Raw genomic sequence first — 21,491 nt, forward strand, 5'->3', positions numbered from 1 at the left:
GCCGAGATGCCGGAAATCACCATCCGCAGCCTGACCAAACGGTTCGGGAAAGTGATTGCTGTCCACAGCCTGGACTTGTCCATCGCATCCGGCGAGTTCGTGACCCTCCTCGGCCCTTCGGGCTGCGGCAAGACCACGACCCTGCGCTGCCTTGCAGGATTGGAAGAGCCGGATCAGGGCGAGGTCTTCATCGGCGAGCGCTGCGTGTTCTCCAGCGTGCGTGAGGTGATGGTCCCCCCTGGCGGGCGAGGTATCGGGATGGTGTTTCAAAGCTATGCGCTGTGGCCTCACATGATGGTCTCCCAGAATGTCGCGTTCGGGCTGGCCAAGAAGGGGTTCGGGAAGCAGGAGATCAAGCGCCGCGTCCGGGAGGTCCTCGACCTCCTGGGGCTGGGCGGGCTGGAGAGGCGTTTCCCGAATGAGCTCTCCGGCGGGCAACAACAGCGGGTGGCGCTGGCCCGGGCGGTGGTGGTCCAACCGGAGATATTGCTGTTTGACGAACCCCTCTCGAACCTCGATGCCAAACTGCGAATGACGCTCCGGGCCGAGCTCAAGCGGCTACACACCGAGATCGGAGCGACCACGGTGTACGTGACCCACGACCAGTTGGAAGCCCTCACCCTGTCCACGCGGATCGCGGTGATGAAGGATGGGGTGGTGCAGCAGATGGGCACACCCCAAGAGGTCTACCACTTCCCGAGCAACCTGTTCGTGGCCGAGTTCATGGGCAACCCGACCACCAACCTGTTCCCGGCGGTGGTGGCCTCCGCCGGGCCGCCGGCGAGCGTTGCCCTCAAGTGGAACCCGGACGTGCCTCTCCTTCTCCCTGACTCCAAGGCGCTGCCGGAGGGGGCGGAAGTCGTGGTCAACGTGCGGCCCGAGGACATGGGGTTCTCCGTCGAACCACGGGCTGGATACCTCCCCGCTACGGTCTATGCCACCCTGCCCACGGGAGCGGAGTGCATCACCTACGGCCGGCTGACCCCCGGAGGAGAAGAAGTGGTGCTCAAGGGCCCAGGTGAGGAGCACGCCTGTCTCGGTCCCAACCAACCGTTCTGGCTGGGCCTCAAGCGGGGAAACGTGTTCGACGCACGCGAGGGGACACTGATCACCTCGTTCGGCTTCTCCCCACAAAAGGGAGGAGCATGAACCGGCAACGGTTGCCGATCGGCATCGCCCCCGGCCGTGCATACAAGGGGACATGGTGGGACATGATCGAGCTCTGCCGTCGGCACGGCTTCCATGGGGTGGAGTTCAAGCACGAGCTCCCGTTCATCCTCCCCGACCGGTGGTCTCCGGCGCTGGTCCGCCGCATCGCCGAGGTACAGCGCGAGGAGGGCCTGTGGATCTCCGTGCACGGGCCGTATACGAACATCGGTTCCCTCCTCCCCCACCGATGGCAGGCGGCGGTGGACGAGCACCTCCGGGCACTGGAATGGGCGGAGGAGATGGAAGCGAAGACCTACACCGTGCACCCAGGTTGGGTGGAGAAAAAGTACGCCGATCCGGACCTCCTGGCCCGTTGCCGGGAAAACACGATCCAGGCTCTGGAGCGCATGGTCGAGCACGGCGGCCAGGTGGCGATCGGTGTGGAGAACCAGAACCCAGCCGAGGGGGAAAAGGCCAAGTGTGGGTTCACCGTGCCCCAGCTCCATGGGCTCATCGATGGGCTGAATCCGGTCGGGTTCACCCTGGACTTGGGGCATGCCCAAGTGCTCAACGGAGACCCGGTTCAGTTCTTCCATGCGCTGGGGCCGGAGCGGATTCGTGCCGCTCACGTGCACGACAACGACGGCACGGCGGACGATCACCTCCCACCCGGGCAGGGAACGATCGACTGGAGGGCGTTCCTCTTCGCCTACCTCCGTCACGGCTGTGGGTTCCCGCTGTTCTTGGAGCTGGCGGGCAGGGAGAGTGACTTCGTATCCGGCCGGGACTTCCTAAGCCGGGTCTGGTCCAAGGTGGTCGAGGCCTGACTTGGTCACCACCCGGGACATGGCCCGGGCGGCCGGGGTCTCCCTGTCCACCGTATCCCGGGCTCTCGACGACTTGCCGCTCCTCCGGCCTCCGGGGGGAGACGAAGGCCGCATCCGCCGGCTGACCGCGGAACTCGGCTATGAGCGGAACGCCCTCGCCTTGCGCCTGATACGCGCGGCGTGCGCTCCTCACATGGTGGACGATCGGTGAGGAGCACCGCCCTTGCCGACCGACCGGTGAGCCGGTAGAATGCGTTGTTTTGCAAGCGTTTACACAAGCTCTAAGGGGGTGATATCCGGTCCAGTAGTATTGTATGCCCTCTAGCCAAGAACAAGAAGGGGTGAGATCATGCGACGTCTCTTGTGGTTTGTAGGGTTGATTGGCGTCCTTGCGCCCATCGCCGGGCCCTTCATGACCAGCTGGAAGCCATGACCATGGCAGACCGAATCGCCGTCCTGCATGAGGGGAAGCTCCAACAGGTTGGTGCTCCTGAGGAGTTGTACCTCTCCCCAGACAATCTCTTTGTCGCCGGGTTCATGGGGACCCCCCCTATGAATTTCCTTGAGGTTTCACTGGAGACAACAGGGGGCGCATGCTTCCTGCACCATGAGTGTCTACGGGTGCCCCTGTCTCCTGACCGGGCGCATCGAATCGGGCAGGTCGGGAATCGCAGGTTGGTGTTGGGGCTGCGGCCGGAGGACATAAAGGTCGAGCCGGAGCAGCCTTCAGAGGCTGAGGTCTACGTCGTGGAACCGCTAGGTCGCGAGACCCTGGTTACGATTAAGGTGCGCGAAACGATGCTTAAAGCGCTCGCCCCCCCTGAGGTTCGGCTGCGTCCAGGCGACCGGGTGCGATGGCACGTCCTTCCGGACCGGGTCTATCTGTTCGATTCGACGAGCGGGGAAGCTTTGCTCGTGCCAGGTTGGTGAAAGGAGCTGTGGTGCGTTACGGGCTAAATGTAGACAGCGAAAAGACGTTCAACGACCCTGCATACCTCCAGCGGGTGCTCACCTCTTTGCAGGAGCTCGGTTTCGATTACGCCGAGGTCGGTGTGGAGGGCTTGGAAGTGATTAGCGGAGGGCGACCGATCCCCGATCGGGTTGAAGCCCTTGTCAACGTACTGTCACATTTCCCGTTGGATTACGTCATCCACGGCCCGGACCCGCTGAACCTCGCGGCGGTTACCGGTCGGGATCTTGAGGCACGGATCGCTCAGGCCACCATCGAGTTAGCTGCCACGGTGGGGAGTCGGCTTGTGGTCTTCCATACCGGGCACGTTCCTCTCGTGTGGGCGAGCCGATACGACGCGATCACTTCGGCGCAGACCTGCTTTGTGGAAACGCTGCGTGAGATCGCGGCCTTCGCCGCCCAGCGAGAGGTGGCGCTGTGCATCGAGAACCTCCCCCCATACCTCGACCGATACCTCCTGGGAGATCGATTGGATTCGCTCGTGCACATCGTCGAGCAAGTCGGCAAGGAGAATGTAGGGATATGCTTGGACTTCGGCCATGCGTACAGTGCGGCCAAGTACTACGGATTCGACTTCCTCGGAGCATTGGCCCATGCCAAGCCTTATGTCACTCACGTTCACCTGCACGATGCCCATGGACGGGGGGTCCACATGCCAATGTCCATCGCCGGAGCGTTGCCGCAGCGGTCGGCGCTGGTTTATGGGACGCTGCATCACCTGCCCCTCGGCTGGGGAGAGGTCCCGTACCACCAAGGGCTGAACATCCTAAAAGGGACAGACCTCAGCATCACGTTGGAGATTTCCCCCCGATACGAGCAGTATTATGCCCGCTGTCTGGCGGAGATCAAGGCGATTATGGAGGAGGAACGGTGACCAATCCAATCGGCCTTAACCTGCATGCGCGGAGACTCGATGGCTCACTAACGGTGCTTGAAGAGGACTTGGCTACCGTGGTCCGCGGTGGGGGGGATTTGGCCGAGGTGGCGGTCAACGGCCTTGACGTGATCGCGCACGGCAAGCTCTTCCGGCCACGTTTGAACGTGGTGAAGCGGACGCTTAATGGTTATCCGGTGCGGTATACTGTACATGCGCCAAACTGCCTAAACCTCCAGGACATCCGTCGCGCCTCGCTACAATCCGAGCTTTTCATGGCTTGCCTTGAGTTCTCCGCAGAGATCCGGGCCACTCATTTCGTGTACCACGAGGGTCTCGCTACAGGTGAACATCCTGCACAAGCGGCTCAGGAGTCCGAGGTCAAGGCCTTGCAGCGTCTGGGAAAGGTGGCCGAGGCGGAAGGGATAACGATCTGTGTGGAGAACAACCGCACCGATGTGAGGCGCGTGACGTCGCTCGTGGACACGGTAGCATGCCGAGGGGTACGCGTTTGCTGCGATATCGCTCATCTCTTCCTCACGGTACAGGGGCAGACTGCCGAGCTCTTGAAAGCCATAGCGGAGAGTGCTCCCTACATTTGCCACGTCCACGTCCACGACAATTTCGGCCTCGGCGAGATAGCCACCCTCGAGCCATATGTCGAAGGGCTTCCCCTAGGAGAGGGGGATCTCCACCTCCCTTTGGGTTGGGGATGTATTCCCTATCGCGACGTATTCGCGGCCATGAAACGTTGGTACCGCGGCGCCTATGTGCTCGAGCTCAAACCGCGATTCTTCGAGGTGGGGTTGGCTTCAACAGCGCTGCAGGACCTGCAGAAGTCAGTCCAAGGAGCGTAGGAGAAAAGGTGCTCGACGTTCTCTGCATTGGCCACTTGGACAAGGGGCGGATCGTGGTCGGCGGGAACGCCTCCGAAGCCCTGGGGGGCGCGGTGTACTACGGGGGGATGGTGCTCCTTGCCCTCGGGCTCCGCGTGGCCGTGGTGACCCGGCTCGCGAAGGAGGACACGCGCCTCCTTGATGAGCTCCGGGCGTCCGGGGCCACGCTGTTTCCGGTCTTCACCAATGGAACCACAGGGATCGAGAACCTCCTCCCGGACCCGGCCTCCGACAAACGCCGTTGCTACGAGCGGGGCTTTGCCGGCACGTTCCGCCCCGAGGACCTCCCTGACCTCGCGGCGCGCCTCTACTACGTGGGCACGATCATCACCGATGAGATCGATTTGCCTTTCCTCCGGGCGGTGGCCGCTCGGGGCCCGGTTGCGCTCGACGCCCAAGGTATCTTGCGCAAGCGGGTGGGCAAGGAGCTCGTCACCGATGGGTGGCCGTGGGCCGACCAGGGTTTGCCCCTCGTCCGCTACCTCAAGGTGGACGACCGTGAGGCCGCGGCCCTGACCGGCCAGCAGGACCCTCGGCGCGCCGCAGAGGTGCTCGCCGAACACGGGCCTCAAGAGATCGTGCTCACCCGGAAGGAAGGGGTGCTGGTGCTGGCCGATGGCCGCTTCCACGAGGCCCCGTTCCGGCCGCGGTCGCTGGCCGGCCGCACCGGCCGCGGCGATACCTGTTTTTCCGCGTACCTCGGCCGACGCCTCTTGGGCGACGCCCCGGACGAGGCGGCCCGATTCGCTGCCGCCCTGACCACCCTCAAGCTCGAGCGGCCCGGGCCATTCCGCGGGTCGCTCGACGAAGTCCGAATGCGCATTGCCGAGGCCTGACGATGCGTTGGCAGGACGATGACCTGGCGGTCGAGGTCCTGTTCAGCCAGGCCGGACTGGCCACCCAGCTCCTCGTCCGGGCGGGCACGACCCACCTCCTGTTCGACGTCGGGGACGGCGCTGTGCGCGACCTCCTCCGGACCGGAATCGCCCCGATGTCCCTGGCCGGGGCGTTCTTGACCCATGGCCACGCGGACCACATCGGCGGCCTCTACAGCCTGCTCGGCTACCTGCGGGCAGAAGGCCATGACCGCCTGTTCCGGGTGTGGTACCCGGCCGGATGCTGTGAGGTCGAGCACGTCGTCGCCGCGTTCCGCTCATGTCATCGAAATACCCTCCCCTACCGCCTTGAGACGGAAGCCCTCGTCGATGGGCAGGCGGTGGCGATCGGAGACGTCCAGGTGCAGGCCCGGCGCGTCGAACACTGGCACAGCGTCCAGGGCCGCCTCATCGCTCCCGCTCCGGCCCTCGGGTACCGCCTGACCTTCCGCGGTCGGGCGGTCGCGGTCACCGGGGACACCGCCCTCTGCCCGGCTCTGGTGGACTTGGTGCGGGGGGCTGATCTGGCCTTGATCGAGGCCACCCTGGACGAGGCCACCCCCGAGCAGCGCGCCCACCTCCATTTGACCCGGGATGCGGCCCAGGACCTCGCCCGCTTGGCCAAGCGGGCGTTCTTGGTCCACCAGCCGAGCGAGAGGGGACCGGGCGGAGCTTGACCGCCTGAGAAAGCAGGGCTAGAATCCTCGCAAGCGTTTGAAGGAGGGGGTGATCGAGGGAAGCAAATCCAACAGGCCAGGGGCAACCTGATTCAGGTGCGACAAGGAGGAAGGGATGCGATTACGCAGGTTGGTGATAGGGATATTTTTGGTATCCACAGTGGCCACGCTCGGGCTGGGGGCCACCAAACTCGTCATCGCTGGCCGTGACGGGGTCTATGGCGCGGCCATGCAGCTTGCCGTAGACCTGTACAAGGCCGAACACCCCGACGTGGACATCGAACTCCTCAAGCTGCCCTACGGCGGCCTCTATGAGAAGCTGGTCATCGACTTCCGTGAGGCCATCGGCGCCTACGACGTGGTCCTGCTCGACGACGTGTGGGCCACGGAGTTCATGAGCCTCGGATGGCTGGCCAATTTGGAGGCCCTGGGGTTCACCGCGGAACCTGACTTTGTGGGCAAAGCCCTGGCCGTGGGCTGCTACCCGTACGCCCAGGGCGCGCTCTACGCCGTGCCCCACGTGGGCAACGTCGAGCTCTTCGCCTACCGCAAGGACCTGTTCGACAAATACGGCTTGCCCGAACCCAAGAGCTGGCTGGAGGTATTGGGGGCGGCGGCGCTCATCGAGCGCTACGAGCCGGGGATCAAGGGCATCGTCTTCCGCGGCAAGAAAGGCAACCCCATTGTGACCGGGTTCCTGCCCATCTTCTGGTCATTCGGAGCGGAAATCCTTGACGAAAACGGCCGCCCGACGCTCAACTCGCCCCAGGCCGTGGCCGCGCTCAAGTTCTTCCTGGCCATGAAGGCCTTCGCCCCCGCCGGCGTGGAGATCTATGACTCCTCCGAGCTGCGCGATGCCCTGCAGGGAGGCACTGTGGCCATCGCCACCGAGGTCTGGCCGGCCTGGATCCCCGCGCTAGACGACCCGGCCAAGTCCAAGGTAGTGGGCCAGGTGGAGATCATCCCCCACCCGGGGCTGGTGGCCGAATCCTCCCCGGTGATCGGTATCTGGCTCCTCGGGATCCCCAGCGCCTCCAAGAACAAGGCCACTGCTTTGGATTTCCTGCGCTTCGTCTCCTCACCGGAGGTGCAGAAGACGTTGGCCCTGGAGGTCGGACTTCCCCCGACGCGGGTCAGTGTGTACCAGGACCCGGAGGTGGTGGCCAAGTACCGCTGGTACCCAGCCCAGCTGGCCGCCCTGGACGCGTCCCGGCCGCGGCCGCGCCTCCCCGAGTGGGCACAGATCGAGGGCGTGCTCGGTGACTACCTGCAGCTCGCCCTAGTGGGGTCCATGACCCCGGAGGAGGCCTTGGCTGCGGCCCAAGCGCGCGTGGAGGAGATCCTGCGCTGATGTACATCGGGTAGGGGAGGGCCAGGCGGTGACCGACCGCTTCGCCCTCCCTCGTTTGTCTCCATGACGAGATCGTCTGCTCCGAGAGCCCCGTTTCACGAGCGCTACTTCCATTACCTCATCCTCATTCCGGCCCTCCTCATCATGATCGCCCTTACCGTCTACCCGGTGATCAACGTCGTTCAGCTCTCGTTCTACCGCTATTCCTACGCCCGGGGGGAGAAGGCGTTCATCGGCCTGGAGAACTACTACCGGCTGGCCAGCGACCGCTTTTTCGTGAAGGGACTGAGCAACACGTTCCAGTTCATGGCGCTCGCCACCGTGGCCGAGCTCGCCCTCGGGCTCGGTTTGGCGCTCCTGTTCAATACCAAGTTCCGCGGTCGGCAGTGGCTCCTGGCGCTCCTCATCTTCCCCATGATGCTCTCCACCATGGTGGTGTGCGCCGTGTGGGGGGCCATGTATCACTACGACTTCGGCATCATCAACCACGTGCTACGGGCGGTTGGCCTGTCCCCCGTGCGGTGGCTGTTCGATCCCAATTTGGCCCTTAAGTCCATCGTCCTCATCGACCTTTGGCAGTGGACGCCCATGGTGTTCCTGATCCTGCTTGCGGGACTTCAGTCCATCCCCGCCGAGATCTATGAGGCCGGCCGGGTGGACGGGGCCTCGGGGTTCCGCCTATTCCGGCACATGACCTTGCCCTTGATCAAGCGGCACTTCCTTCTCGCGGCCCTGCTGCGCATCATCGACACGTTCAAGATCTTCGACAAGGTGTACGCCCTGACCGGCGGGGGGCCGGGCGACGCCACGGAGACGATTTCCTTGCACATCTACCGGGAGGGGTTCCGCTACTTCAACCTGGGCCGGGCGGCCGCCGCGGCAGTGGTCATGCTCATCGCCGTCACCTTGATCTCCGCGGTTTACGTGCGGCAGGTGATCCGCGAACATGCCTAGCCCGCATCGGCTGGGCCGCCGCGCCGTGCTCTACCTGCTCGTGGCCCTGGCCATGGTCTGGACGCTGTTCCCCATCTACTGGATGGTGACTACGTCCCTGAAGCTCCCCATCGAGTACGCTTCCCCGGAACCGAGCTGGGCGCCGACCCGTATCACCTTCGAGCATTACCGCAGCCTGTGGGAGCACCGGTTCCTGCGCTACTTTTTGAACACGGTCATCACCGCCGCCGCAGCCACGGTAGTGTCGCTCTTGTGCGGGTTCCTTGCAGCCTACGCCCTGGCCCGCTTCCGCTTCCCAGCTAAACTCGACAACCTGTTCCTCCTGTGGGTGCTGTTGGTGAAGATGATTCCCCCGATCGTCATCGCCATCCCCCTCTATGTGACCCTGCGGCAGTTGGGGATCATCAACTCTCTTCTCGGGCTCGTGGTCGGCTACCAGGTGTACACGCTCCCCTACTGCGTGTGGATGCTGCTCGGCTTCGTACGGGATGTCCCCCTGGAGATGGAGGAGGCGGCGGCCATCGACGGAGCCTCGCGATGGCGGACGCTCTGGTCCATCGTCCTCCCCCTGGTCGGCCCGGGGCTGGCGGCCACAGCTATTCTCAGTGTGATCATGTGCTGGAACGAGTTCACCTACGCCCTCCTCTTCCTGCGCTCACCGGCGGTGTTCACCCTACCCATCCACATCGCCAGCTACATCACCGAGTACGAGGTGTTGTGGGGGGAGCTCATGGGCATCGGCCTCCTCGCGTCGCTGCCCATCCTCCTCCTTTCCGGGTACGTGCAGAAATACCTTCTGCGCGGGTTCGCGATGGGGTTCAAATGATCCCCGTTGACAGGCGCCCGGGAACGAGGTAGCGTGTCCTACCACAACGTTTGCGGAGGGGGTGAAAGGGGGGAACTGCAGGAGTAGTGTAGATCAGGACGGGAAAAGAATCACGCGGAGGTGAAGCCATGCGAAAGTTGGGGGTTCTTCTCGCGGTGGCCCTGGTGGGCGCGGCCCTGCTTGGCTGGGGACAGCAGGTCCTTCACATGTACACGGCGTTCGACGTGGACGAGGCCAAGATTTACATCGGGGCGTTCCAAGCCAGGTATCCTAACATCAAGGTGGAATGGGTCCGCCTGTCCGCCGGGGAGCTCCTCGCCCGGCTCCGGGCCGAGGCCGGCAATCCGCAAGCCAGCCTGTGGCTCGCCGGCCCCAGCGACACGTTCATCCTCGCCAAACAGGATGGCCTCCTTGAGCCGTACACGGAGTCGCTGGGGTGGCAGTATCTTCCGGACAAGTTCAAGGACCCTGACGGGTATTGGGTGGGCATCTACACGGGGTTCATCGCCTTCGCCAGCAACAAGGACTTCCTCGCCAAGCATGGGCTCGAGCCGCCCACCTCGTGGTACGATCTATTGAGCCCTGAATTCGATAGGAACCTATCCATGGCCTTCCCCTACACCTCGGGCACCGGGTACACGCGCCTCGCCTCCCTGGTGTTCCTGTTCGGGGAGAAGGACGGCCTGGAGTTCGAGCGCCAGATCTCCGAGCGCATCCACCACTACACCAAGGCCGGCTCGGCCTGCGTGACCGAGGTCGGCCTGGGCGAGGTCGCTGTAGGGATCGCGTTCTCTCACGATGTCATCGCCAAGGGCCTCGCCAAGGGGTATCCGGTGGTGCTGTCCTTCCCCAAGGAGGGGACGGGGTATGAGATCGGGGCCATGGCCCTGATCAAGGGCGGACCGGAACTCGAGCTCGCCAAGGTCTTCTACGACTGGATGCTTTCTGCGGAGGCCCAGTCCCTGTTCCAGCGCTGGTACCGCGTCCCCCTGAACCCCGAAGCCGAACTGGCGGAGGGGCTCGTGACCGCCGACCAGGTGAACCTCGTGGACTACGACGCCCTGTGGGCAGCGGAGAACCGGGACCGGCTGATCGAGCAGTGGCAGGCCCTCACCGGCTATTAGCCGAACGCGGGGGGTGGGGTTACCTCACCCCCCATTTTCATTGGCCATGCGCAGTGCGTCCCGACGGCTGATCCACGACCCGGTGCTCCTCGGGGTGATCCTCGTTGTGTTCGCCCTCCTCGCCCTGTTCATCGTGTTCCCCCTCGTGAAGGTCCTGCAGACGAGCCTGTTCCACAAAGGGACGTTCGAGCCCAAGTACTTCCTGTACTTCTTCGAGGGGCGACCTTACCTCATCCGGCCGCTTCTCAACAGCCTCACCGTGGGGGCGCTGGTGGCCCTCTTCGGCACCGCGGTGGGGTTCGTGTTCGCCTACGCTGTGACCCGCACGAACATCCCCGGGAAGACCGCGTTCCGCTGGATCGCAACCTTCCCCATCATCTCCCCACCGTTCCTCCTGGCGCTTTCGGCGATCCTCCTCCTCGGCCGCAACGGGCTCATCACCCAGCTCCTGCAAGCCCGGTGGGGGATCTCGTGGAGCATCTATGGGCTCCCTGGCCTCGTCCTCACCGAGACCTTGGCCTATTTTCCACTCGCGTTCATGACCCTCGAGGGGGTGCTCGCCGGGATCGACCCGGCCTTGGAGGAATCAGCCCTCGACCTCGGGGCGTCCAAGCTGCGCACGTTCTTCCGGGTGACGCTCCCCCTCGCCACCCCGGGGCTGGCCGCTGCCTTGCTCCTCCTGTTCATCCGGTCGCTCGAGGACTTCGGCAACCCCATCGTCATCCAGGGCCGGTACCCAGTGCTCACCGTGCAGGCGTACCTGGCGATCACCGGGATGTACAACCTCCCCCTCGGGGCCACCCTGTCCATCGTCCTCCTCGTCCCCACCCTGCTCGCGTTCGTCCTCCAGCGGTACTGGGTGACCCGTCGCTCCTACGTCACCGTCACCGGGCGCCCGTCCACCGCTGGCCTCCGCAGCACGGAGCCGTGGGTGAAGTGGCCCCTATTCGCGGTGGTGTGTTTGCTCTCGGGGATCATCCTCCTCTTCTACGCCATGGTCGTGTACGGGGCGTTCACCGAGCTATGGGGGGTCAACCACGCCTTCACCTTCGAGAACTTCGCGTACGTGTTCAGCACCGGGGCGGGTTACCTCATGAACACCCTGAAGCTCGCGGGGGTGGCGACCCCCATCGGGGGGATCCTGGGGATCCTCATCGCCTACCTCGTGTCACGGAAGCGGTTCCCCGGCCGGGGGGCGATGGACTTCCTGTCCATGCTCAACTTCGCCGTTCCCGGGATCATCGTGGGGATTGGGTACATCCTTGCGTTCAATACCCCGCCCATCCAGCTCACCGGCACGGCGGCGATCATCGTCCTCATCTTCATTTTCCAGCGAATGCCGGTGGGAATCCGGGACGGGATCGCCATGCTCCAGCAGGTGGACCCGACGATCGACGAGGCCGCCTCCGACCTCGGGGCCGGGTTCTTCCGCACGTTTCGCCGGGTGATGTTGCCCCTGGTGGCCCCGGCGTTCATCTCCGGGATGGCCTACATGTTCTCCGCCTGTGTGACCTCCATCTCCGCGGTGATCATGGTCGTGTCCGCCCGCTGGCAGCTCATCACCGTGGCCCTCCTGCACGAAGTGGACAACGCTGATCTCTCGCAGGCCGCCGCGTATGGCGTGGTGATCATCCTGGTGGTGCTGGGCACGATCCTGCTTTTGGACCTGGTGGTGGGGAGGATGCTCCTTGGGAGGGGGCGACATGGCCGCTGAGCTGGTGCTGGAAGCGTTGACCAAGGTGTTCCGGGGCCGGCGGGAGACGGTGGTGGCGGTGGACCACCTCAACCTGTCCGTGGAAAAAGGGGAGTTGGTGACCCTGCTCGGGCCGTCCGGGTGCGGGAAGACCACGACCCTGCGCATGGTGGGCGGGTTCGAGGACCCGAGCGCGGGGGAGGTCTACCTCGGCGGCCGTCCCATCACCCGGCTTCCGCCCCAGCGCCGGGATACGGCCACCGTGTTCCAGTCCTACGGGCTTTTCCCTCACATGACCGTGTTCGAGAACGTCGCGTTCGGCCTCAAGGTGCGACGCCTCCCCCGGCGCGAAGTCCGGAAGCGGGTGCTGGCCGCCCTGGAGCGGGTGGGCTTAACCGGCCTGGACCGCCGTCCCCCGAGCAAGCTCTCCGGGGGCCAGCAGCAGCGGGTCGCCCTGTGCCGAGCGCTGGTGCTGGAGCCCAAGGTGCTCCTGTTCGATGAGCCTCTGTCGAACCTCGACGCCAAGCTCCGTGTAGAAACGCGCGAGCAGATCCGACGTTTGCAGAAGGAACTGGAGATCACCAGCCTCTACGTGACCCATGACCAGGCAGAGGCGATGGCCATCTCCGACCGAATCGTGGTCATGTGCCGGGGCTTGGTCCAGCAAGTGGGGACCCCGTACGAGATCTACGCCCACCCGGCCAACACGTTCGTCGCCGACTTCATCGGCCGGGCCAACTTCCTCCAAGCCCGGGCCCTCCAGGCACAAGGGGCGGAGGTGGAGCTGGAACTCCCGGGGAACAAACGCATTGCCGTCCCCAACACAGCCGGCGTCGCCCCCGGCGAAACGGTGGTCGCGGTGGTGCGGCCGGAGGCGGTGGATCTCGTCCCCGAAGGCCGAGGCGATCTCGCCGGCAAGGTCGTGCTCGCCCACTACACCGGGTCCATGGCCACCTATCGGGTTGAGCTCGAAAGCGGAGACCTGTTCAACGTAGAGGTGTTGAGCCCCCAGGAGAAGGGGTTCATGGAGCTGGGGACCGCGGTGGGGGTGCACCTGCATCGCAAGAGCGTGCACCTCCTGCGCCGCGAGGAATAGCTGTGCGCTACGCGCTCGTGGCGTTCGACCTCGATGGGACCCTCCTTGCGCCCGATGGGGCGGTGCCGGTGGCCACCCATGCCTTCTTAGAAGAGCTCGGGCGGTCGGCCCGGGTCACCTTGGCCACCGGGCGGTCCCTCGCTTCCGCCCGCCGGTACGTGGTGGACCTTGGCATCACCACCCCGGTCATCCTGTACCACGGGGCGGTGGTGTGGGACCCCAAGACCGGGGCCCCCCTCCGCGAGCACCGCATCCCCCCGGACCTCGCCCGCCGGGCCCTGGCCGCGGCCCTGCGGTTCCCCATCCACCCCCAACTGTACCGGGCGGTGGAAGACCCCACGATCTACGTGGCCCACCTCACTCCCCCCATTCGGGCGTTCCTCGCCAGGGAGAACCGTAAGGCCCAAGCCGTTGGGGATCTTGCCCCTTGGGCGGACCAAGGCCCGCTCAAGCTCCTGTTCATCGGAGATCCGCTTGGGCTCGGGGAGGCCGAGGATGCGTTGCGCCAGGCGGTGCCCGAGCTCACCGTGGTGCGGTCGGAGCGGGAGTACGTGGAAGTCCTTCCTCCGGGGGTGTGCAAAGGGGAGGCCCTGGCCTGGCTGTGTGTCCGGCTTGGGATCCCCCTTGAGCGGGTGGTGGCGGTGGGGGACCAGCCAAGCGACCTCTCCATGATCGAGCGGGCCGGCCTCGGGGTGGCCATGGCCCACGCCCCCGAGGAGGTCCGGGCCAAGGCCGACGTGGTGATCGCCGCCATCCCATCCCTGCAAAGGATCCTTGGCATGGCGGGGGGCGATCCTCGTCCCCGGAGACGGCCATCGGTGGCCCTGTGAAAGGGCTACACGGCCAAACAAGAAGGGGGATGACCATGATCCTTGGGCTGAACGGGGCGACGCTGGCAACCGCATCGTTGGACACGGGGATCCGGGCTGCCCGCGATGCGGGCTTCGCCGGATACGAGCCGCGGACCCCGGTGCTGGAAGGGTGCGAGGCGCGCGGTGGGCGGGAAGCGGCGCTGGCCGCAGTGGCCGAGATTGGGCTGACCTGGCTTCCCTTGAACGCCCTGGAAGGCGTGTTCGCCCTAGACGGACCAACGTTACCGAGCCAGGCCACAGCGGTATTCTCCCTCGCCGCTAGGTTCCGTGTGCCTCAGGTCATCCTCGTACCCGGTTCTGCTCGGATAGCCGAGAGTGCTGCACACGCCGAACTCGCTTGGCTCAAGACCCAAGCAACCCAGCACCACGTTTCGGTGCTCTACGAGCTCATCGGGTTTCCAACCTTCGCGTTCCCCTCCCTCGACCAGGCCTACGACCTCGCTTCCGCAGCCGGCGTGCCGCTCGTGCTCGACACGTTCCACCTCGCGGTGAGCCGGACCTCCCCTGGAGAGATCGCCCGGCTCCCCAAAGCGGCCATCGGGCTCGTTCACCTCTCCGACGCCATCACCGCGGGCAAAGCGGTGGAGGAACTCCGGGATGAGGACCGGGTGCTCCCCGGAGAGGGCGGGCTCCCGCTCGTGGACATCCTGACTGCGATCCATCGCACCGGCTACCGGGGGCCGGTGTCGGTGGAGGTGTTCCACCCCAAGTACGGGGAACAGGACCCGTACGCGGTGGCCCGCGACGCGCACCGCCGGGCGCGGCAGGTCCTCGCCCAAGCGGGTTGGCAACTCTGAAGGAGGCAACCATGGCACAGGTCAAGATCGGGATCCTCGGTGCCGGACGGATCGGGAAAGTCCACGCGGAGAATCTGATCCGCCGCGTACCCGAGGCGGAGGTGGTGGCCATCGCCGACGTGCGGCGGGAGGCCGCCGAAAGGTGCGCGGCCGAACTGGGCATTCCCCGGGCTTACGGGGATCCCCGGCCGATCCTGGATGACCGCACGGTGGACGCGGTGTTCATCTGCACGAGCACCGACACCCACGCCCCCTTGATCGAGGCCGCGGCCGAGGCCGGGAAGCACATCTTCTGCGAGAAGCCGATCGCCCTGGACCTCGGGGCGATCGACCGTGCTCTGGCCACGGTGAAGCGGGCCGGAGTCAAGCTTCAAGTCGGGTTCAACCGCCGGTTCGACCCGAACTTCACCCGGGCGAGGGAGCTTGTGGCCCAAGGGGCGATCGGCCGGCCCCACATCCTGCGCATCACCAGCCGCGACCCTGAACCCCCACCCCCTGAGTACGTGAGGACCTCGGGCGGGATCTTTTTGGACATGACCATCCACGACTTCGACATGGCCCGGTTCATGGTGGGCGACGAGGTGATCGAGGTCTACGCCCTGGGATCCGTGCTCGTGGACAAGCGGATCGGCGAGCTCGGGGACGTGGACACGGCGGCCGTCACGCTCCGGTTCGCGTCCGGCGCGATCGGGGTCATCGACAACTCCCGCCGGGCCGTGTACGGGTACGACCAACGGGTGGAGGTGTTCGGGGAACGGGGGATGATCCGCGTGGACAACCCCCGGCTGGATACGGCCGTGCAGAGCGATGCCCAGGGGGACCACGCGACGCGGATCTTCCACTTCTTCATGGACCGGTACACGGAATCCTTCGTTTGGGAAGCCCGGGCGTTCACCGCCGCCGTCCTCGAGGACAAGGAGCCGCCGGTTACGGGTGAGGACGGGAAGATCCCGGTGGTCATGGCCTACGCCGCCAAGCGTTCCCTGGAGGAACACCGCCCTGTGCGCCTGGAGGAAGTGGCCCGGGGAGGGTGAGAGGGTATAATCGGCCGCTTACAAACGTTTGCGAAAGGGGGCAACGATGAAAGCGTTGGTGCTCACGGCGAAGTGGGAACCGAGGCCGGGGTACACGGTCTCGGAGTTCGAGAAGAAGACGGGCAAGGCGGTCGAGGGAGCTCAGGTTTGGCGGCACCCCAAGCTCGAACTCAAGGAAGTGGAGCAGCCCAAACCCGGCCCAGGGGAGGTGCTCCTGCGGGTGCGGGCATGCGGGGTGTGCGGCTCGGACGTGCATTTCTACGAGACGGATCAAGACGACTACATGCTGTACCCCGGCCTCACCAAGTTCCCCACCACGATCGGCCACGAGTTCGCCGGCGAGATCGTGGGGATCGGCCCAGGACCGGAGGGCAAAACCTTTAAAGTCGGGGACAGGGTCACGGTGGAGGAGATGGTGTGGTGCGGGTACTGCCGCCCATGCCGGGATGGCTACCCTAACCAGTGCCTGAACCTCGAGGAGATCGGGTTCACCATCCCCGGGGCGATGGCCGAGTACATCGTGGTCCCGGCGAAGCTGTGCTGGAAGGTGGACGCGATCTTCGACCGGTACGCAAGCGAGGACCTGGCCTGGGAGGTGGCGGCGACCACCGAGCCGACCTGTGTCGCCTACAACACGATCTTCGAGTGCGCCGGCGGGTTCCGGCCTGGGGCGTACGTGGTCATCCACGGTGCCGGGCCGATCGGCCTCGCCGCGATCCAGCTCGCCAAAGGAGCCGGGGCGGCCAAGGTCATCGCCTTCGACGTATCCGAGGTGCGGCGGAAGTTGGCCGAGGCGGTCGGTGCTGATCACGTGTACAACCCGACCAGGGTCGCCCCGTCCGAGGTGGTGATGGAGCTCACCCACGGCGAAGGCGCCGATTTCGCGGTGGAGGCGGCCGGGGCACCGGAGGAGACGATCCCGGAGATGGAGAAGACCCTGGCCATCGGGGGGAAGATCGCGGTGGTGGGCCGGGCCGCCCAGCGGGTGCCCATGTACCTCGAGCGCTTCCAGACCCGCAAGGCCAAGCTCTTCGGGGCCCAGGGCCACTCCGGCTACGGCATCTTCCCGTCCGTCATCCGCCTGATGGGGGCAGGGCTCGTGGACAACTCCAAGATCATCACCTCCCGTTTCCCGCTCACGAAGGCCCTGGACGCCCTGAAACAGGCCACCAAGCGACAGGACGGGAAGATCGTCATCAAGCCGTGACGAGTGTTCGTAGCGTCGCACTTCATGTGCGACGTTTGGAAAGGAGCGAGCGATGGGCATGTGGATAACCACGGAACACCCCGCCATCGTGTTCGAGGACACGGAGGTGGGCCGGCTGAAGAAGAAGCTGTGGGACGCATCCGAGGCGGAGATCGACCGGATCCTCTCCGAATACGGCGTCCCCTCCGCGCCGGAGCTCGGGAAACCCGGCTCCTACATCCAGACCACGGTGCGGGCCAAGGTCATCGAAGCGAGGAAGAAGAACGACATCGTCCTCATCCCGGTGGGCTGCACCGAGAACCACGGCCGCCACACGGTGTCCGGCCTGGACACGTTCATGGTCACCCAGATCTGCGAGGCCGTGCGGCGCTATACGGAGAAGAAGGGCCGGCCGGTGGCCTTGGCCCTGCCCCCGCTCAACTACGGTGCCCATCCCTACCACCATGTGGGCATGCCCGGGACGGTGATCATGCCCGAGGACGTGGTCCGGGAGACCCTGGTCAACGTCATGCTCGGGCTATGGAACGATGGGTTCAGGAAGCAACTCATCGTCAACAACCACGGCCAGCTGTGGGTCCTGGAGTCGGCGTTGCACGAGTTCATGTACCGCTACCAGCTCCCCGGCGTGTTCCAGGTGCTGGACTGGCACCGTGCAGTACGGGAGTTCTTCTTCCCCGTGGATCGCCCGGGCTCGTTGGAGACCCACTTCGTGCACGCCGACGAGGCGGAGACCTCCGTGGCCCTCCTCATGTTCCCCCCGGGGATGGTGGACATGGCCCTGGCCGAGAAGACGGAGGGGCTGAACCTCCTTCCCGGAGGGCATTTTGACACGGCGGTGGATGCCCATCGCCGGCCGCACAAGTGGTCGGAGGGGGAGGGACACATCGCCATCGAGGTCGCGGCCACCCCGCAGGGGGTGGTGGGCGATCCCACCCGGGCTACGGCCCGCAAGGCCAAGCGCCCCATCGCCGCGATCCTCTCCTACCTCACCCTGGTGATCGACCAGATCCTCGAGGCGTTCCCGCCCGGGACGGTCCCGCCGGTGGAGAAGGTGACCCTCCGCACCCGAGAGGAGATGGAGCCGTACCTCAAGGAGCCCGGGAGCCCAGGGTGGAAGCCGGTGTACGCCCTTCCCAGGCGGGGGTTTTGACCGTGATCCGTAAACCGTGATCCGTGTGATAGGCGAGGGCAAGTTCGGTAGGTGGCCGCTTGGGTTGATCGTCCCGGTCCAGGACCCGACGCCGTTCTCCCCGTTTGCCCCCGGGGAGTGGACGGACGCCCTGGCCCGGGTGGGTGAGCACGGATGCGAGGCGGTGGAATTGGCTGTCACCGACCCGACCCGGTTGGACGCGGCACACGTGGCAGAGGCCCTCGAACGTGCCGGCCTTCGTCTCGCCTCCCTCACCACCGGCCAGGCCGCGGGAAAGGAGTCCCTCTCCCTGGCCGCGCCGGACGACGCTGTCCGCCGTCGAGCGGTGGAGCGAATCCAGGCCCACATGCGGCTCGCGGCCCCCTTCCAGGCGGTCGTGATCGTGGGGCTCCTCCGCGGGGTGGACGGGGACCCAGGACTCCTCGTGGAATCCCTGCGCGAGTGCGCCCGAGCCGATCGTACCGTGAGGCTCGCCCTGGAGCCGCTCAACCGCTATGAATCGCGTCTCGTGAACACCGTGGCCGAGGGCCTCTCGGTCATGGAACGGGTCGGGGCTGAGAACGTGGGCCTCCTCGTGGACACGTTTCACGCCAACATCGAGGAGCCCAAGATCGGGGAGGCGTTTCGCCGCGCCGGTGATCGCCTGTTCCACGTCCACCTCGCCGACTCCAACCGCTGGCCCCCTGGTCATGGCCACCTCGAGTGGGGCGAGGTGCGGGATGCCTTGGTCCGGATCGGCTACCGGGGGAGCCTGATCCTGGAGTGTCTACCCCGGCCGACGGCAGGGGCGCCCTTCCAGGCCATGGGTTGGCTAAGGTCCATGTGGGAAGGGAGCCGATGATCCCGAACCAGCACGAGGTCTATCCGGCTTCCGTGCACACCGTGGGGCAAACCGTGTTCGCGTTGGTGCGGGGACCGGATGGGAGACGGCTGTTTCTATCGTCGCCCGTCCCCGGATTTGCCGGGGACCCCTTGCCCTCGGGTGGGGTCCTGTGCCCAGTTTCGTTCGCGAACGCCCGGGCTTTGACCAAGGTCTTCCCCTGGCTCTCCCCACAGCGGGTCTCCTCCGGCCCGGGCTTCGGGTTCGGCGACCGCCTCGGCCTGGCCACACCCGGCCACATCCGCGCCCTCCGGGGGGCCAAGGTATTCCCCGCGCTGGCCCAGCAATCGGTGCGGGAGAACGCCCGCACCGGACGCACGTTCGAGGACGTCCTGGTCCATGCCATCTTCGGCGCCTTCCAGGAGGGCTACCAGGGCGGGTTCGGCGCCGACGCCGATCACTTAAAGGAGGTCGAGGACGCCCTCCACGGTGCCGACCTCGGCTACACGTTCTTCACCTGCGACCCCTCGGACCACGTGGTGGCCGTGGAGCGGCTCCCTTTGGCCGAGGTGGCGAAGCGGTTCCGGTCCTTGCCGGATGCCGATCGGCTGTGTCGGGAGTACCTGGGCCGGGAGTTCATCCTGGATGGAGGGAGAACGCTCCGGTTCACGGAAGAGGACCTGGCCCGGGCGGCGGTGAAGCACGGTGGAGCCGTAGCCTTCGCCGTCGAGATGTACCGGGCGCTCGTCGCCCGCCTCCCCCAAGGGTTCGACTTCGAGCTCTCCGTGGACGAGACGGAGACCCCGACCACGCCCCTGGAGCACCTGTTCATCGCCCTGGAGCTCAGGCGGCACGACGTGGCACTGGCCAGCCTCGCCCCCCGGTTCCCCGGGGCGATGGAGAAGGCGGTGGACTGGCGTGGGGATCCGGCGCACTTCCGGCGGGAACTCCGGGCCCATGTGGCCATCGCCCGGGCGTTCGGGCCCTACCGGCTAAGCCTGCACTCGGGATCCGACAAGTTCTCTCTCTACCCGATCCTGGCCGAGGAGGCCGACGGGCTCTGGCACGTGAAGACCGCAGGAACGAGCTACCTCGTCGCACTCGAGGTCGCAGCCCGGTTTGCCCCGCCCCTGTTCCGGAAGATCGTGCGGTTGTCCCTGGACCGGTTCCCTGAGGATCGGAAGAGCTACCACCTGTCGGCCGACCTCCGGCGCCTGCCCGTTTTGGAAACGCTCCCCGATGCGCGGCTGCTCGAGCTCCTCGCCCAGGACGATGCCCGGCAGGTGCTGCACGTGGCGTTCGGCTCCGTACTCAAGAGCCCCCTCGGGGAGGAGCTGCGCCGTGTGCTTTCCGAGCACGAAGAGGAACACTACGAGGCGCTGGCCCAGCACCTGGGCCGGCACCTTGAGCTCCTGGAGGTGAAGGACGATGGCTAACCTTTCCGGTAAGGTGGCGGTGATCACCGGCGGTGGTGGGGTGCTGTGTTCGGCCATCGCCGTCGGGCTCGCCCGCGATGGGGTGAACGCGGTGATCTTGGACCTGGCCGAGGACAAGGCCCAGGCCACGTTGGCCGCCGTGCGTCGGGCGGGGGGGAACGGCCTTTCCGTCAAGGCGAACGTGCTTTCTCGCGCCGATCTGGAGCGGGCGGCGGAGAAGGCCCTGTCCGCGTTCGGCCGGGTGGACTTCCTCCTGAACGGGGCAGGGGGCAATCACCCCAAGGCCACCACCAGCCCTGAGCAGCCGTTCTTCACCCTCCCCGAGGACGGGGTGCGGTTCGTGCTCGACCTCAACTTCATGGGGACGTTCCTCGCCTCCCAGGCCTTCGGGAAGGTCATGGCCGACCAGGGGGAAGGGGTGATCCTGAACATCGTGTCCATGAACGCCCTGCGCCCGCTGACCCGCATCCCCGCCTACTCCGCGGCGAAGGCCGCGGTGGCCAACTTCACCCAGTGGCTCGCGGTGCACATGGCCCAGGAGTACTCGCCCCGGATCCGGGTCGTGGGGATCGCCCCCGGGTTCTTCCTCACCGAGCAGAACCGTTTTCTCCTTGTGGACGAGCGTGGCGAGCTCACCGAGCGGGGGAGGGAGATCATCGCCCACACCCCGATGGGCCGGTTTGGCGAGCCCGCGGACCTGGTGGGAGCGGTACGGTGGCTCCTTTCCCCGGAAGCGAGCTTCGTCACCGGGGTGGTCCTGCCCATCGACGGCGGCTTCTCCGCCTACTCCGGCGTGTGAAATCCGTGATGCGTGATCGGTGATCCGTGATGGGGTTGAAGAAAAGGTTTGCAAAAGCCTCGAT

At 65.8% G+C, this 21,491-nt stretch carries 22 protein-coding genes and 1 pseudogene; all 23 read left to right on the forward strand.

What is annotated here, in order from left to right; all coding sequences use genetic code 11:
- Positions 1–6: 6 nt before the first annotated feature.
- The 23 genes and pseudogenes from NUV94_01630 (at position 7) to NUV94_01740 (ending at position 21,427) form a co-directional block, all read left to right on the forward strand.
- A complete protein-coding gene (locus tag NUV94_01630) occupies positions 7–1,149 on the forward strand; it encodes an ABC transporter ATP-binding protein (protein MCR4391490.1) in 1,143 nt (380 codons plus the stop codon).
- Positions 1,146–1,976 carry a sugar phosphate isomerase/epimerase gene (locus tag NUV94_01635; GenBank protein MCR4391491.1) on the forward strand — a complete coding sequence of 277 codons (831 nt, stop codon included), beginning with the start codon at positions 1,146–1,148 and terminating at the stop codon, positions 1,974–1,976. Before NUV94_01630 ends, NUV94_01635 begins: the two co-directional genes overlap by 4 nt.
- A gap of 1 nt (position 1,977) precedes the next feature.
- Positions 1,978–2,187: a LacI family DNA-binding transcriptional regulator gene (locus tag NUV94_01640; protein ID MCR4391492.1), complete on the forward strand. Its 210-nt coding sequence runs from the start codon at positions 1,978–1,980 to the stop codon at positions 2,185–2,187.
- 200 nt (positions 2,188–2,387) lie between these two features.
- A pseudogene (locus NUV94_01645) lies at positions 2,388–2,669 on the forward strand (glycerol-3-phosphate ABC transporter ATP-binding protein).
- Positions 2,655–2,906, forward strand: a complete 252-nt coding sequence (locus NUV94_01650) for a TOBE domain-containing protein (protein ID MCR4391493.1) — start codon at positions 2,655–2,657, stop codon at positions 2,904–2,906. The pseudogene NUV94_01645 and the gene NUV94_01650 overlap by 15 nt, the downstream one beginning before the upstream one ends.
- Positions 2,907–2,917: 11 nt before the next feature.
- Positions 2,918–3,820, forward strand: coding sequence for a sugar phosphate isomerase/epimerase (locus NUV94_01655; GenBank protein ID MCR4391494.1), 903 nt, complete (start codon positions 2,918–2,920; stop codon positions 3,818–3,820).
- Positions 3,817–4,677, forward strand: coding sequence for a sugar phosphate isomerase/epimerase (locus tag NUV94_01660; protein ID MCR4391495.1), 861 nt, complete (start codon positions 3,817–3,819; stop codon positions 4,675–4,677). The genes NUV94_01655 and NUV94_01660 overlap by 4 nt, the downstream gene beginning before the upstream one ends.
- A gap of 8 nt (positions 4,678–4,685) precedes the next feature.
- On the forward strand, positions 4,686–5,552 hold the full coding sequence (locus NUV94_01665) for a PfkB family carbohydrate kinase (protein MCR4391496.1): 867 nt from the start codon (positions 4,686–4,688) through the stop codon (positions 5,550–5,552).
- A gap of 2 nt (positions 5,553–5,554) precedes the next feature.
- Entirely contained in the window at positions 5,555–6,268 is a 714-nt protein-coding gene (locus tag NUV94_01670) for an MBL fold metallo-hydrolase (GenBank protein ID MCR4391497.1), read from the forward strand.
- Between the two features lie 115 nt (positions 6,269–6,383).
- Entirely contained in the window at positions 6,384–7,619 is a 1,236-nt protein-coding gene (locus tag NUV94_01675; protein MCR4391498.1) for an ABC transporter substrate-binding protein, read from the forward strand.
- Between the two features lie 63 nt (positions 7,620–7,682).
- Positions 7,683–8,573, forward strand: a complete 891-nt coding sequence (locus tag NUV94_01680) for a sugar ABC transporter permease (protein MCR4391499.1) — start codon at positions 7,683–7,685, stop codon at positions 8,571–8,573.
- The gene (locus tag NUV94_01685) at positions 8,566–9,399 is read left to right on the forward strand and encodes a carbohydrate ABC transporter permease (protein ID MCR4391500.1); all 834 of its coding nucleotides are present in this window, start codon (positions 8,566–8,568) and stop codon (positions 9,397–9,399) included. The genes NUV94_01680 and NUV94_01685 overlap by 8 nt, the downstream gene beginning before the upstream one ends.
- A gap of 128 nt (positions 9,400–9,527) precedes the next feature.
- Positions 9,528–10,523 (forward strand): ABC transporter substrate-binding protein, encoded by a 996-nt coding sequence (locus tag NUV94_01690; GenBank protein MCR4391501.1) that lies wholly within the window; start codon positions 9,528–9,530, stop codon positions 10,521–10,523.
- A 46-nt stretch (positions 10,524–10,569) separates the two neighbouring features.
- Positions 10,570–12,237 carry an iron ABC transporter permease gene (locus tag NUV94_01695; GenBank protein ID MCR4391502.1) on the forward strand — a complete coding sequence of 556 codons (1,668 nt, stop codon included), beginning with the start codon at positions 10,570–10,572 and terminating at the stop codon, positions 12,235–12,237.
- Positions 12,227–13,312 carry an ABC transporter ATP-binding protein gene (locus NUV94_01700; GenBank protein MCR4391503.1) on the forward strand — a complete coding sequence of 362 codons (1,086 nt, stop codon included), beginning with the start codon at positions 12,227–12,229 and terminating at the stop codon, positions 13,310–13,312. Before NUV94_01695 ends, NUV94_01700 begins: the two co-directional genes overlap by 11 nt.
- 2 nt (positions 13,313–13,314) lie before the next feature.
- Positions 13,315–14,142 (forward strand): Cof-type HAD-IIB family hydrolase, encoded by an 828-nt coding sequence (locus NUV94_01705; GenBank protein ID MCR4391504.1) that lies wholly within the window; start codon positions 13,315–13,317, stop codon positions 14,140–14,142.
- A gap of 29 nt (positions 14,143–14,171) precedes the next feature.
- Entirely contained in the window at positions 14,172–14,981 is an 810-nt protein-coding gene (locus NUV94_01710) for a sugar phosphate isomerase/epimerase (GenBank protein ID MCR4391505.1), read from the forward strand.
- A gap of 11 nt (positions 14,982–14,992) precedes the next feature.
- The gene (gene iolG, locus NUV94_01715) at positions 14,993–16,015 is read left to right on the forward strand and encodes an inositol 2-dehydrogenase (GenBank protein ID MCR4391506.1); all 1,023 of its coding nucleotides are present in this window, start codon (positions 14,993–14,995) and stop codon (positions 16,013–16,015) included.
- Positions 16,016–16,061: 46 nt separating this feature from the next.
- Positions 16,062–17,222 (forward strand): alcohol dehydrogenase catalytic domain-containing protein, encoded by a 1,161-nt coding sequence (locus tag NUV94_01720; GenBank protein MCR4391507.1) that lies wholly within the window; start codon positions 16,062–16,064, stop codon positions 17,220–17,222.
- A gap of 52 nt (positions 17,223–17,274) precedes the next feature.
- On the forward strand, positions 17,275–18,372 hold the full coding sequence (locus tag NUV94_01725; GenBank protein ID MCR4391508.1) for a creatininase family protein: 1,098 nt from the start codon (positions 17,275–17,277) through the stop codon (positions 18,370–18,372).
- 16 nt (positions 18,373–18,388) lie between these two features.
- Positions 18,389–19,213 (forward strand): sugar phosphate isomerase/epimerase, encoded by an 825-nt coding sequence (locus tag NUV94_01730; GenBank protein MCR4391509.1) that lies wholly within the window; start codon positions 18,389–18,391, stop codon positions 19,211–19,213.
- Positions 19,210–20,628: a tagaturonate epimerase family protein gene (locus NUV94_01735; GenBank protein ID MCR4391510.1), complete on the forward strand. Its 1,419-nt coding sequence runs from the start codon at positions 19,210–19,212 to the stop codon at positions 20,626–20,628. Before NUV94_01730 ends, NUV94_01735 begins: the two co-directional genes overlap by 4 nt.
- Complete coding sequence (locus NUV94_01740) at positions 20,621–21,427, forward strand: SDR family oxidoreductase (protein ID MCR4391511.1); 807 nt, start codon at positions 20,621–20,623, stop codon at positions 21,425–21,427. The genes NUV94_01735 and NUV94_01740 overlap by 8 nt, the downstream gene beginning before the upstream one ends.
- Positions 21,428–21,491: the final 64 nt, after the last annotated feature.

The sequence above is a fragment of the Candidatus Acetothermia bacterium genome, from assembly GCA_024653305.1.
GTDB lineage: Bacteria > Bipolaricaulota > Bipolaricaulia > Bipolaricaulales > Bipolaricaulaceae > JACIWI01.